The organism is Staphylococcus lloydii, assembly GCF_015775975.1.
Classification (GTDB): Bacteria; Bacillota; Bacilli; order Staphylococcales; family Staphylococcaceae; genus Staphylococcus; species Staphylococcus lloydii.
Genome location: NZ_CP064056.1, coordinates 955,868 through 969,175, shown reverse-complemented (window position 1 = coordinate 969,175; position 13,308 = coordinate 955,868). Strand labels below are relative to the sequence as shown.

The 13,308-nt window shown below is 33.5% G+C and carries 13 protein-coding genes; 7 read left to right on the top strand and 6 right to left on the bottom strand.

Going from position 1 to position 13,308, the window contains the following annotated elements:
* Positions 1–169 precede the first annotated feature (169 nt).
* The 4 genes from ISP08_RS04605 to ISP08_RS04590 form a co-directional block, all read right to left on the bottom strand.
* Entirely contained in the window at positions 170–355 is a 186-nt protein-coding gene (locus ISP08_RS04605; RefSeq protein WP_048793265.1) for an NETI motif-containing protein, read from the bottom strand.
* Complete coding sequence (locus ISP08_RS04600) at positions 352–930, bottom strand: DUF2179 domain-containing protein (RefSeq protein ID WP_195719474.1); 579 nt, start codon at positions 928–930, stop codon at positions 352–354. Before ISP08_RS04600 ends, ISP08_RS04605 begins: the two co-directional genes overlap by 4 nt.
* Positions 931–1,002: 72 nt before the next feature.
* Positions 1,003–1,824, bottom strand: coding sequence for an ammonia-dependent NAD(+) synthetase (gene nadE, locus ISP08_RS04595; RefSeq protein WP_048793267.1), 822 nt, complete (start codon positions 1,822–1,824; stop codon positions 1,003–1,005).
* Positions 1,817–3,286 carry a nicotinate phosphoribosyltransferase gene (locus ISP08_RS04590; RefSeq protein ID WP_195719475.1) on the bottom strand — a complete coding sequence of 490 codons (1,470 nt, stop codon included), beginning with the start codon at positions 3,284–3,286 and terminating at the stop codon, positions 1,817–1,819. Before ISP08_RS04590 ends, nadE begins: the two co-directional genes overlap by 8 nt.
* Before the next feature lie 179 nt (positions 3,287–3,465).
* On the opposite strand from ISP08_RS04590, the gene ISP08_RS04585 reads away from it, so the two are divergent.
* Both ISP08_RS04585 and ISP08_RS04580 read left to right on the top strand, forming a co-directional pair.
* Complete coding sequence (locus tag ISP08_RS04585; RefSeq protein WP_195719513.1) at positions 3,466–4,530, top strand: nitric oxide synthase oxygenase; 1,065 nt, start codon at positions 3,466–3,468, stop codon at positions 4,528–4,530.
* A 32-nt stretch (positions 4,531–4,562) separates the two neighbouring features.
* The gene (locus ISP08_RS04580) at positions 4,563–5,366 is read left to right on the top strand and encodes a prephenate dehydratase (protein WP_048793270.1); all 804 of its coding nucleotides are present in this window, start codon (positions 4,563–4,565) and stop codon (positions 5,364–5,366) included.
* Between the two features lie 349 nt (positions 5,367–5,715).
* Here the strand turns inward: ISP08_RS04580 and ISP08_RS04575 are convergent, their stop codons facing one another.
* Entirely contained in the window at positions 5,716–6,798 is a 1,083-nt protein-coding gene (locus tag ISP08_RS04575; RefSeq protein ID WP_195719476.1) for a glycosyl hydrolase family 28-related protein, read from the bottom strand.
* Positions 6,799–6,940: 142 nt separating this feature from the next.
* On the opposite strand from ISP08_RS04575, the gene ISP08_RS04570 reads away from it, so the two are divergent.
* The 3 genes from ISP08_RS04570 to ISP08_RS04560 all read left to right on the top strand — a co-directional run bounded on the left by ISP08_RS04570 (position 6,941) and on the right by ISP08_RS04560 (position 9,959).
* Positions 6,941–7,501 carry a cysteine hydrolase family protein gene (locus ISP08_RS04570; RefSeq protein ID WP_195719477.1) on the top strand — a complete coding sequence of 187 codons (561 nt, stop codon included), beginning with the start codon at positions 6,941–6,943 and terminating at the stop codon, positions 7,499–7,501.
* A 45-nt stretch (positions 7,502–7,546) separates the two neighbouring features.
* Entirely contained in the window at positions 7,547–8,473 is a 927-nt protein-coding gene (locus tag ISP08_RS04565; RefSeq protein WP_195719478.1) for a manganese-dependent inorganic pyrophosphatase, read from the top strand.
* 106 nt (positions 8,474–8,579) lie between these two features.
* On the top strand, positions 8,580–9,959 hold the full coding sequence (locus ISP08_RS04560; RefSeq protein WP_195719479.1) for an aldehyde dehydrogenase: 1,380 nt from the start codon (positions 8,580–8,582) through the stop codon (positions 9,957–9,959).
* Positions 9,960–10,028: 69 nt separating this feature from the next.
* Here ISP08_RS04560 and pglS read toward each other — a convergent pair whose 3' ends face one another.
* Positions 10,029–11,063, bottom strand: a complete 1,035-nt coding sequence (gene pglS, locus ISP08_RS04555; protein WP_195719480.1) for a 6-phosphogluconolactonase — start codon at positions 11,061–11,063, stop codon at positions 10,029–10,031.
* Positions 11,064–11,318: 255 nt separating this feature from the next.
* Here pglS and ISP08_RS04550 point away from each other — a divergent pair, with 255 nt between their 5' ends.
* Positions 11,319–12,611, top strand: coding sequence for an arsenic transporter (locus tag ISP08_RS04550; protein WP_195719481.1), 1,293 nt, complete (start codon positions 11,319–11,321; stop codon positions 12,609–12,611).
* A 167-nt stretch (positions 12,612–12,778) separates the two neighbouring features.
* Positions 12,779–13,183 (top strand): YolD-like family protein, encoded by a 405-nt coding sequence (locus tag ISP08_RS04545; protein ID WP_048793276.1) that lies wholly within the window; start codon positions 12,779–12,781, stop codon positions 13,181–13,183.
* The last annotated feature ends 125 nt before the right edge of the window (positions 13,184–13,308 follow it).

Below are 13,308 nucleotides of genomic sequence, written 5' to 3'. Positions count from 1 at the left end.
GCAAAACATGGACATTACAGATAACTTTATCTATAAAGTTCGTGTTTGTAAGTTCAACTTTAGTTTAACAGAATTAATGCCAAAAGTATAAACCTTTTAAGTTAACATTGCTTAGCATTAAAAATGGCTGAGATACAAAACATCGTTATCTCAACCATTAGCTGATTATTTATTCGATTAATTTACCGACAAATTCTATTTCTTGTCTTAAAACTTCAATTTTTCCATTGTTATCTTCTTTATACACTGGCTTTTCAAAACGTTTTACAGGCATATAACCTTGTTCTCTCATACGTTGTAAACAGTCTTGAATCGTTTCGTTTTCTGCGACTTGAAATTTTTGTTGTTTCTTCATATAGATTCAACTTCATCCGTATCGTATTGTTTAAGCTTTTTAGTTTTTAATCCTTTAGCCCAGAAACCACCATGAATTGTACGTGGTTCATATGCAATTACGAAAGCTTTTGCATCGATTTGTTTTATCGTTTCAATTAATTTAAATTCAAATCTTCTAGGCGTTAAGATTTGAACTACTAAACGATAACCATCTCTACCATGTGCGGTATAGTGTGTAACTCCGTAACCTAAATCTCTAAGTTGTGTTGCTAAATCTAATTCATACTCAGAAGAAGTTACATTCACGACTGTATAGCCAAGTGCCAACTTCTCTTCGATTTTCATTCCTACAATGATACCAATTGAGAAACCGAAAGCATAAGCAACTATGTTTTGAATTTGATCTAAACTAGACATAACTAATCCTAATCCTACTACATAAACAAGTACTTCAACAAAACTTACTACTGCAGCGATGTAACGATATCCCTTTAACGTTAAAATAGTACGCATAGTTAAACAAGTGACATATGCAACATTAATAACAAATATTGCTAAAACCATTAACCATGGGTTTGATGCTATAACAGACATTACTCTTTCCCTCTTTCATCACATTAAAATCTAGATTATTTTATCAGCGTAATCATCATTTGTCACGATAAATTAATTTTTAGGCCAGCTATAACGCGTATAGGCTAATTCTCTTTTATGAGCGTTTCTAACATAATGCTGTTCTATTTTGTCTTTTGCATCGCTTGCCACAGGTTTATTTTCTAAATAATCATCTATTTGATCATAAGTTACGCCTAGCGCTTCTTCGTCAGGTAATTGCGGTTTATCATCTTCAAGATCTGCTGTTGGTATTTTATTATAAAGTTGTTGTGGTGCATTCAAATATTTTAATAATTGTCGTCCTTGGCGTTTATTCAAGCCAAAAAGCGGTGCAATGTCAGCTGCGCCGTCACCATATTTAGTATAAAAGCCTGTTACATTTTCTGCTGAATGGTCAGTTCCAACAACGATGCCTGATTGATTTGCAGCTATCGCAAATTGGACCTTCATTCGTTCTCTCGCTTTTTCATTTCCTTTTTGGAAATCAGTTAGCGTATAGCCCGCTTCTCGTAAGGAATGAATACTTTGATCTACTGCTGGTTTAATGTTAACGGTAACTATTTCATCAGGTTCAATAAAATTAAGTGCTTCTTCTACCTCGTCAGCATCTTTTTGTTGTCCATAAGGTAGTTTGACTGCAATGAATTTACACTCTCTATTTTCATTTCTTAATTCAGTGACGGCAATTTGAAGTAATTTACCCATTAATGTTGAATCTTGGCCACCGGAAATGCCCAATACCAAAGATTTTATAAATGAATGTGATTGCACATAATTTTTTATAAATTGTAAGATATTTCTCATTTCCACTTCATTATCTATTTCTGGTTTGACTTGCATTTCTCTCACGATAATATCTTGTAAATTACTCATGTTCTTCCTCCATTTGTTTAACATGTTCCGCTACTTCAAAGATACGCTTATGTTTATTTTCCCAACATGCTGTACTTAAATCGACTGGATATTCTTGTGGATTTAAATAACGCTTATTTTCTTCCCAAAAATGAGACAAACTATCTTTTAAATATGCTTGAGCTTCTTGTTCATCTGGCAATTCATAAACTAATTTACCATCTTCAAAAATATTGTGATGTAAGTCTTTAGCGATAAATGATTTTATAAATTTCATCTTATACGTATGCACTGGATGGAATAACTTTAATGGAGATTCTGCATCTGGATTTTCATCTTCTAAAGTAATGTAATCCCCTTCTGCTTTTTGCGTGTTTTTATTAATGATACGATATACGTTTTTCTTGCCTGGTGTAGTTACTTTTTCGGCGTTATTAGAAAGTTTTATTCTATCTGAATAATTGCCTTCTTCATCTTCAATAGCTACGAGTTTGTAAACTGCACCTAAAGCGGGTTGATCATATCCTGTAATTAATTTAGTACCCACTCCCCATGAATCTACCCTAGCACCTTGTGTTTTCAAACTAGAAATTGTTTCTTCGTCCAAATCATTTGAAACTATAATTTTAGCCTCTGTAAAACCTGCGTCATCTAACATAGCTCGTGCTTCTTTCGATAAATAAGCGATATCACCAGAATCTAAACGAATACCAATAAAATTAATTTTATCGCCTAATTCTTTGGCTACTTTTATAGCATTTGGCACGCCTGATTTTAATGTGTGGAAAGTATCAACTAAAAAGACACAATCTTTATGACGTTCAGCGTATTTTTTAAATGCTACATATTCATCGCCATAAGCTTGTACCATAGCATGTGCATGTGTACCTGAAACGGGTATGTTGAACAACTTACCTGCGCGTACATTACTTGTTGAATTAAATCCACCTATATATGCTGCTCTCGCTCCCCACAATGCTGCGTCTGCTTCTTGCGCTCTACGCGTACCAAACTCCATCAATGTATCGTTATTTGCAACATGTCTAATGCGACTTGCTTTAGTACTTATTAACGTGTGGAAATTAACAATATTAAGTAACATCGTTTCTATTAATTGTGCTTGGATTAATGGTGCTTCTACTCTAATTAAAGGTTCATTACCAAAGCATAGTTCTCCTTCTTGCATTGAACGGATATTGCCGGTAAATTTCAACGTAGCCAAGTAATCTAAAAAATCTTCTTTGTAGCCAATTGATTTCAAATAATCAATATCAGTTTGTGAAAATTGAAAAGAATTAATATAGTCAATTACACGTTTTAGTCCATTAAACACTGCATATCCACTATTAAATGGCATAGTTCTAAAATATAAATCAAAGACAGCTAATCTTTCATGTATCCCATCGTTCCAGTATGTTTCTGCCATATTTATTTGATATAAATCATTATGTAATGTAAACGTGTCATCTTTATATTGGTACACAGTAACCTCTCCAATCGACCTTTTTTCCCATTTTATCATAAATTAGAACATTAAAGCATCTTAAATAGCACAGTTAAATAGAGGCTTTAAATTACATGATTTGCGACAAATTGATGACATTTTCTTTTATTATTATTTATCTAGTAAGACATGAATTATAATGGGGTTGAGGTGTGAATATGTTAAACGAAGCGAAAAAATTTATTAAAACAATGTACACTGAATTAAATTTTAAATCTGCTGATATGACACAAAGACTAATAGAAGTTGAGAACGAAATTAATCAAACTGGTACTTATTACCATACTCAACAAGAACTTGAATACGGCGCAAAGATGGCATGGCGTAATTCTAATCGTTGTATAGGAAGATTCTACTGGCAGTCTTTAACAGTTGAAGATGCACGTGGTATAGAGCAAGAAGACGACTTTATAAACTCAATCGAAAACCATATTGTCCAAGCTACAAATAATGGCAAAATCAAGCCATACATTACTATATTTCACCCAGAACATCCACCAAGAATATATAACAATCAGTTAATCCGTTATGCAGGTTATACTGATTGTGGAGACCCCGCAGAAAAAGAAGTCACTCGTTTAGCAGAACATTTAGGATGGACTAGTGAACATACACAATTCGATGTGTTGCCCTTAATTTATAAATTACCTAACGGGGTCATGAAATATCACGATTATCCAACAGAAATAATTAAAGAAATAAATATTGAGCATGAACAATTCCCAAAATTAAAACAACTAGGTTTAAAATGGTATGCAGTGCCGATAATTTCAAATATGGAATTAAGGATTGGCGGTATAACTTATCCCACTGCCCCATTTAACGGTTGGTACATGGTCAATGAAATAGCCGTTCGAAATTTCACAGACGTTTATCGCTACAATTTATTGGAAACTGTTGCACACGCTTTTGAATTTGATACACTTAAAAATAATTCGTTTAATAAAGATCGTGCTTTAGTCGAATTAAATTATGCAGTATACCATTCATTTAAACAGGCAGGCGTTTCTATCGTTGATCATTTAACCGCTTCAAGACAATTTGAAGTTTTTGAAAAAAATGAAGCGAAACGTCAAAGAGAAGTGACGGGAAAATGGTCATGGTTAGTTCCTTCATTATCCCCTACACTTGTTTCGAATTATCATCATGGTTATCCAAATATTATGAAAGACCCAAATTTCCATTATAAAAAAGCACAATCATCGGGTTGTCCTTTTCATTAACACTATTTCATTGAACTTGAGGAGTAACGAATATGAATTTATATTATTTAGGGCCTAAAGGAACTTTTTCTTATTTAGCGGCTCAACAATATCAAACTGAAGAAGAAGCGACATATATTCCGAAATCTAATTTATACGAAGTTGTAAGTGCAGTATCAAAAGACAATAATGCCATAGCAGTCGTTCCGATTGAAAATTCAATTGAAGGTACGATAAATATCGTAGCCGACGGATTAACTCAAGAAAACATTTATGCTAAAGGTGAAATTCATTTAGATATTCAATTTGCGCTCTACGGTAGCGATAAAGCAGACGCATCTAGCATCAAAAAAGTCTATTCCATCGCACCTGCAATTAGTCAGACAAGCCAATATATACAACAACACAACTTTGACTATGATTATGTAGATAGTACAATCAAAAGTTTAGAACACATTGAACCTGGTGTAGGCGCTATCGCACCACTAGGAAGTGGTGAAGCTTATGGATATTATCCGATCGAAAAAAACATTCAAGATTATCCACATAATGTCACACGTTTTTTAGTTGTCAGTAACGAACCACAACATATCGACGATGCTTCTGACACTATATTATTAATCACGCCTGAATATGATAAACCTGGATTACTTGCTAGTATATTAAATACTTTCGCAATGTTTAATATCAACTTATCGTGGATTGAATCACGTCCACTTAAAACACAATTAGGCATGTATCACTTTTTTGTTCAAGCAGATGTGCCTAGAGGTTCTAATTTAGATAAAGTTGTAACGATATTATCTACTTTAGATTTCCAAGTGAAGATTATCGGTTCTTTCAATAAAATAAATTAAGCTCAACTATGGACGTACCTATCCCCTCACTATCACAAAATAGTGAGGGGGATTTTTTTAAGTATGGTTGCCTATGTGTCATTGCGATTACGTCGCTAATGTGTAAATAACGTAACAATAACCATCATTGCTAACTGTGGTCCTATTGCGAACAACTCTTGTTACTGCAATTGACACCCGGGGTATAGATATATTTCAAAGAGAATGTACATGAAAAGGTGTTTATGCACTCTTTCTTAATTAGCTTTCAAAAACCAAGCTACTGCTCTCCTATTAAATTTAGGAAATCAGTAGCCTAGAACATAGTGAAAGAGTATTACCAAATCTCGCTTGCCTTTATTTTTGTTATCTAACTAATATTAATTCTTTTTATCGCTCGCTCATCAATGTCTTGCATCATAAACTGCGTTATATCTTCTGCATGAATGGTTTGCGAAGGGTCAGTAAAATGATTTTGTACTATCTTAACATGTTTATGCTTCACATCATTGTAGTTTCTTATATGTACAGCGTCATGTTTCATTTTGCCCTTAAATTCGTTTTTATAAATATTTAAATTTTCTCCGGCTTGGGAAGGTTGCTCTATACCATCAAGGTCTTTAGCATTTTTACCGTCTTTTATACCTAAGTAACGAATACCACCTTGGCAATGTTCAAATAAATTATGATGAATATAAGTATCCTTATATTTTAATGGAGTTAAAGCATAGTATTGTATATCTTCAAATATATTATGTCGGATATGGATATTTTCATAATATTGATTGTAGCGACTTGCATGTGAACCAATCGCTCTATTCCATGGTTGCATACCTTCAGTGGTAGAATTGCCAAAATAACATCGTTCAATGATAACATTTTTAGTTATAGTGCCATCAGTTGCACCAAATTTAGGAAAAGCCCCTTTAACTTGAATGTCTAGTTGTATCGCTTCAGAAAAGCTTCTATCTCCTTCTAAGTCATTGAATCCGATAAACCGACAATCACTTATATATAAACCATTCACACCACAGGCATCTAAGGCATGTCCACCTATAACATCTTTGACTGTTACATCAGTAATGGTTATTTCTTGAGCATGACCGATACACATCGCAGTATTATTAAAAGGTTTTAACTTAGCATTCATGTCTAGCGTGCCACCTGAAATCGTTATATGACTGTTGCCATTATACCCATAGTAACGATGCGGTTTTTTGCCATTTTTTATTAACGCATCTTTACCTTGACGTTTTAATACAGTTTTATTTTGAAGTTTTAATGTCGTTCCTGAATAGATAACTAATGCTTTTTTTATATAATATTCTCCATTGGGTACATTTACAGTAGTACCAAAATGCTTTTTAGCAAAATTGAGTGCTTTTTGTAAGGCCGCTGTATCTTTTTTAGTACTTTGTCCTTTTAATCCAAAGTCGCGCGCGTCAATTTCCAACCCTAGCACCTCCCTATTTTATCTTCTTAATTAACATTTCCTAATTTTATCCTAAATAAACTCGATTATTATGACTATATACGTTATGCTACTAATTATATTAATGTAAAACATTTTTAAATAATGAGGTGTAAATATTATTATGGCAAACAAGGCATTAATAGTAGTGGATTATTCAAATGATTTTGTAGCTGACAATGGTAATTTAACTTGCGGTAAGCCGGCACAAAAGTTAGAACCTTATATCGTTTCTAGAATTGAAGCGTATAATAATCAAAAACAACCTATTTTTATTATGATGGATTTACATTTCGAGGATAATCATTTACATCCTGAAAGCAAATTGTTTCCTCCCCACAATATTATCGGCACACCCGGTCGCGAACTTTATGGTAAAGTGAATGATATTTATCAAAAAATTCAATTTAGTGATCATGTACATTTCCTAGACAAAACACGTTATGACTCATTTTGCGGCACGCCTTTAGATTTAATGTTACGCGAACGTCACATAGACCTCATTGAAATTGTAGGTGTTTGTACCGATATTTGTGTCTTACACACTGCGATAACTGCTTATAATTTAGGCTATAATTTATTTATTTCATCACAAGGGGTAGCCTCTTTTAACGAAACAGGTCACACATGGGCATTAGAACATTTTAAAAATTCCTTAGGTGCTTATGTAGAATATCAGTCTTAAATCGTGCTAAAATGATAGAAACTACTTTTTAAGGAGAATTGATTTATGGCTAAAACTTATATTTTCGGACACAAAAATCCAGATACTGATGCTATTTCATCAGCTATTATCATGTCAGATTTTGAAGCTCAAACTGGAAACAACGAAGCACAAGCATTTCGCTTAGGCGAAGTTGGACCAGAAACTCAATACGCTTTAGATTATTTCAAAGTTGAGGCACCTGAGTTACTTAATGATAATTTAGCAGATCAAAACGTTATTCTTGTTGACCATAATGAGTTCCAACAAAGTGCTGACACTATTGCGGACGCAACAATCCAACACGTTATTGATCACCATAGAATTGCTAATTTCGAAACTGCTGCTCCATTATACTATCGTGCTGAACCAGTTGGTTGTACAGCAACGATTTTATACAAAATGTACCAAGAACGTGGCTTTGAAATTAAACCAGAAATTGCTGGATTAATGATTTCTGCAATTATTTCTGACAGTTTATTATTCAAATCTCCAACTTGTACTGAAGAAGATGTAGCTGCTGCAGAAGCATTAAAATCTATCGCTAATATTGATTTAGAATCATATGGTTTAGAAATGTTAAAAGCAGGTGCTTCAACGGTAGATAAAAGTGCCGAAGAATTATTATCGTTAGATGCCAAATCATTTAACATGGGTAACCATGTTACACGTATTGGTCAAGTCAATACTGTAGATATAGACGAAGTATTCGACAGACATGGCGAACTTGAGACTGCAATGTTAGCGGCAAATAACGAAGGAAATTATGATTTATTCGTACTTTTAGTTACAGACATTATTAATAGCGACTCTAAAATTTTAGTTATCGGCGACGATAAAGATAAAGTTGGAGAAGCATTTAATGTTACACTTGAAAATGGTACTGCCTTTTTACCTGGTGTCGTTTCAAGAAAAAAACAAGTCGTACCACAAATTACTGACGTATTGAGCTAATCAAGTTGATACTTGTTTATACTTTAAATGATAACTGGGGCATTGCAATGTCCCAGTTTTTATAAATTTATACGTGCTATTTTATTTCCATACGGGAGGAATGACTTTGAACTCGGTCGAACAAACTTTTGAGCAAAGTAGACAATATTTTAAAACACAAGCAACGAAAGATGTTAAGTTTCGTAAGCAACAATTAAAAAACTTGAGTAAAAGTATAAAGAATTACGAAACAGAGTTATTAGAAGCTTTTAATGCTGATTTAGGCAAAAACAAAGTTGAGGCATTTGCTACTGAAATTGGTTTCGTTTTGAAAAATATTAAGTTAGCACGCAAAGAACTTAAAAATTGGACTAAACGCAAACAAGTGAATACACCTTTATTTATGTTTCCTGCTAAAAGTTACATTATGAAAGAACCATACGGTACCGTATTAATCATTGGACCGTTTAATTACCCTCTTCAATTAGTGATTGAACCACTCATAGGTGCAATTGCTGCAGGTAATACGGCTATTATTAAACCGTCTGAATTCACACCACATGTTACTAAAGTGTTGCGTAAAATTATTGAAGCAGTGTTCAACCCTGAATATGTGGCTGTTATTGAAGGCGAAGCAGAAACGACGAAACAACTTACAGCCTTACCTTTTGATTATATTTTCTTTACTGGTAGTGAAAACGTTGGTCGTTCTGTATATCAAGCTGCCAGCAACAATTTAACGCCAGTAACATTAGAATTAGGTGGAAAATCCCCTGTTATTGTAGATGAATCTGCCAATATTAAAGTCACAAGTGAACGCATTTGTTTTGGAAAATTCACAAATGCTGGTCAGACTTGTATAGCACCCGACTACTTATTAGTAAAGAAATCGATTAAAGATGATTTAATTAGCGCGCTTAAAGCTACAATCTCTGAATTTTATGGTAAAGATGTACAACGTTCTGAAGATTTTGGCCGTATTGTTAATGAGCGTCATTTTTCAAGGCTTACGAAATTGTTAACAGAGCAACAACAAAATATTGTTTTTGGTGGTACTACAAATAAAGACACTTTATATGTTGCACCAACAATTATAGATAATGTGGACCTTGATTCCGAAATAATGCAAGAGGAAATTTTTGGTCCGTTATTACCAATTGTGACTTATGAAGATTTGGATGAAGCCTTAGCATTAATTCAATCCAAACCTAAACCACTTAGTTTATATTTATTTAGTGAAGATGAAAATGCGACAGAACGCGTATTAAACGAACTTTCATTTGGTGGAGGCGCGATCAACGATACATTGATGCACATTGCTAATCCAAATTTACCATTTGGTGGCGTTGGAAACTCTGGTATCGGCCAATATCATGGCAAATACAGTTTCGATACGTTTAGTCACGATAAGTCGTATATTTTCAAAACTACACGTTTAGAATCTAGCGTTATTTTTCCTCCGTATAAAGGTAAATTTAAATATATTAAAACGTTCTTTAATAAATAGTAACTAAAAAGAGCAGCTCATATTGAGTTGCTCTTTTTTATATGAATATTATTTTTACGGTTCAACTACTCATTGTAAAAATTTAACGCATACACCTTCTGCCGCTTCGGCTTGGTTATCGACTTGAGTTAATTCCCCAGTATTTTTATCTCTACTAAATACTGTTAATGCATAGTCACCTTCTTGGTGTGCACAAACAAGAAAATCGTCTGAATTCGTTATATTAAAGTCACGTGGGAACTCTCCACCACTATGTGTAATGTTAACTAATTCAAGAGAAGACCCATCAGTTGATACTTTAAAAATTGCTATACTGTCATGTCCTCTATTACTTATATATAAAAACTGTTGATCGTGAGAAAGTCTGACCCCAGCTAATTTTGTATCTCCGGTAAAATCTTCAGGTATTGTACTATGTCTTTCGACTTCTTTAAACTTACCATCTTTATAACTCACGACACTGACAATATTTGATAATTCATGTACGACATAAGCATAATGATTATTATCGTGAAATGTGATGTGACGAGGACCATCAGCTGGTTTAAATTCAGTCACAGCATATTCTGTTAATCCCTGTTCTCCATATTGATAAGTCACTACTCTATCAGTTCCTAGGTCCATAGCAACTACATAATTATCAGGCGTCGTATCTAATAAATGTACATGTGGATGCTCTTGTCTGTCACTAGGTCCTACTGGATAAGTGTGTTGTAATTCTTGTATCAGTTTGATTACTTTTCCTGTCGTCGTGTCTAATTCATATATACGAGCTAATCCTGCTCCATAAACAGATTCAAATAAAAATTGGCCGTTTGGAGAAACTGACACATAACAACCTGTTCCAGCAGTAGATTCAAGACATTTATTTATTAAAGTTAACTCACCATTATCACCAATTTTGAAACTTGCAATGCCGCAATCGTCTCCTTCTCGCGTAATGGCATATAAATATGAGTTATATTGAGCTAGGTATGTAGAAGCTTCAACTTCATATCCAGTTTCTATTGTAGCAATTTTACCTGATGCTTCATCTAACTCAAAACGGTAAATGCCTTTTCCTTCTTTTTTAGTATATGAACCAACATAACCTATTGTTGTCATGAAAACCCCTCCATTATCGATATAACTTCATTTTATTAAAGTTAACACAGAATAACAATTAATTAAATTACATACTTAGCTATTTAAATTAGCCCCGTTAAAGTAACCATTGTACATTACTGACAAATAGACAAATTAAGGTTTCGATGTTAATCTATGTAGGTTAAATTGCATCGTTATATTTTCATGTTCATGTTTTTAAAATTTGTCGGTGCCTCTGCACTATTAAAACCACGAAAACGGGTGAATCTAATTATGACATTTTTGGCAATCATCATTTTTGTCCTAACCCTAGTCTTAGTTATTTGGCAACCTAAAGGGCTAGATATAGGTATTAGCGCTGTTATTGGCGCTAGTCTTGCTCTATTAACTGGTGTTGTGAATTTCACAGATGTTATTGAAGTAACACAAATTGTTTGGAATGCTACGTTAACTTTTGTAGCACTTATTCTAATCTCTTTAATTTTAGATGCTGTTGGTTTTTTTGAATGGTCGGCTATCTATATGGTTAAAGCATCGCGTGGCAATGGTATTAAAATGTTTATCTATATTATGTTACTAGGTGCAGTTGTAGCTGCTTTTTTTGCCAACGATGGGGCCGCACTTATTTTAACACCCATTGTTTTAGCGATCGTACGTACATTAGGTTTTAATAAAAAAGTAATATTCCCATTTGTTATTGCAAGTGGATTTATTGCGGATGCCACTTCATTACCTTTTACGATTAGTAACTTAGTTAATATCGTGTCTGCAGATTATTTTAATATTTCTTTCATGACGTATTTTAGCCACATGATTCTGCCTGATTTAAGTGCGTTGTTAGCAAGCATATTCATCTTATGGCTTTACTTCAAACGTTCGATACCGCTTCAATTCGATGTACAACAAGTTCAAAACCCGCGCTCTGCTATTAAAGATTATCGTCTGTTTAAAATTTCTTGGATAGCATTAGTATTTTTACTTGCTGGTTATTTAATTAGTGAGTTTGTGCACATACCTGTTTCATTTATTGCGATATTTGTGGCTGTTATTTTCATTTTATTAGCACGTAAATCGCAGGCGGTTCATACTAAAAAGATATTAAAAGAAGCGCCATGGAATATCGTTATTTTTTCCATCGGTATGTATCTTGTCGTCTTTGGTTTGAAAAATGTAGGAATCACCCATTTATTAGGTAATGTATTAACATTTATTTCTGACCATAATTTATTTTTAAGCATTATAGGTACTGGATTCATTTCTGCGTTCTTATCATCCATCATGAATAATCTTCCAACTGTATTAATCGATGCACTTGCCATTAATCAAGCAGACGTTACTCATATGGTTAAAGAAGGTATGATTTACGCAAATGTTATAGGTTCAGATTTAGGACCTAAAATTACACCTATTGGTTCATTAGCGACATTGCTATGGTTGCACGTACTTACTAATAAAGGAATTAAAATATCATGGGGAACTTACTTTAAAACTGGGATTGTAATTACTCTACCGGTATTATTCATTACTTTAGTAGGTTTATACTTAACACTCATAATTTTTAAATAATATAGCATTCAGGTCGAGTCATATTTAGATGACTCGACCTTATTTTTGTTGCTAGTATTTTAATTTATCGTCATATCAAGCGTTGCTTCAATATTTCTTTGTACTATTCTATAAAAGCACTTGCAATTATACGAACACATGTTCTATTATTGTAGTGAGGTGATTCTATGATTCCAGATAAATATAAAAAAGAAACCGATTATAGAAAGATTCCGAGAGAATATCTATCTAAAGATATTCCTATGGGTAGAGGCATGGTTAAATGGGCCCCCTTTGCCACGTTACCCGAACAGTTCGAAACAATTCAAAACTATATCATTGATCAAAATAAAATTGACCGCCCTATCTTATCGGACGATCAATTAAACGACTTAAATATTCATTTGCACCAGTCTTTGCATAACAACCGGCCAGTTCAACTTGAGTATTATCAAGAAGGTTGGCTCAAATCATTATCGTTAACGATTAAACATATCGATATGATAAATATGTATCTGACTGGCATCACACATAATGATGGTGAAGAGATTAAAATTTCACTATTCGATGTCACGAAGATACAACAACTATAGTACTAATAAGTAACATATTGCATAGTTTAATTAGCTATATTAAACTTAATCGAATACCCGTAACAATGCCTAATGCGTATAATTTCACAGACGCACTAAATTGATATAAAAAAATAGAACACATT

Coding starts and splice junctions, on each gene's coding strand:
- ISP08_RS04605 (WP_048793265.1), bottom strand. CDS start 355: ATGAAGAAACAACAAAAATTTCAAGTCGCAGAAAACGAAACGATTCAA.
- ISP08_RS04600 (WP_195719474.1), bottom strand. CDS start 930: ATGTCTGTTATAGCATCAAACCCATGGTTAATGGTTTTAGCAATATTT.
- nadE (WP_048793267.1), bottom strand. CDS start 1,824: ATGAGTAATTTACAAGATATTATCGTGAGAGAAATGCAAGTCAAACCA.
- ISP08_RS04585 (WP_195719513.1), top strand. CDS start 3,466: ATGTTAAACGAAGCGAAAAAATTTATTAAAACAATGTACACTGAATTA.
- ISP08_RS04580 (WP_048793270.1), top strand. CDS start 4,563: ATGAATTTATATTATTTAGGGCCTAAAGGAACTTTTTCTTATTTAGCG.
- ISP08_RS04570 (WP_195719477.1), top strand. CDS start 6,941: ATGGCAAACAAGGCATTAATAGTAGTGGATTATTCAAATGATTTTGTA.
- ISP08_RS04565 (WP_195719478.1), top strand. CDS start 7,547: ATGGCTAAAACTTATATTTTCGGACACAAAAATCCAGATACTGATGCT.
- pglS (WP_195719480.1), bottom strand. CDS start 11,063: ATGACAACAATAGGTTATGTTGGTTCATATACTAAAAAAGAAGGAAAA.
- ISP08_RS04550 (WP_195719481.1), top strand. CDS start 11,319: ATGACATTTTTGGCAATCATCATTTTTGTCCTAACCCTAGTCTTAGTT.
- ISP08_RS04545 (WP_048793276.1), top strand. CDS start 12,779: ATGATTCCAGATAAATATAAAAAAGAAACCGATTATAGAAAGATTCCG.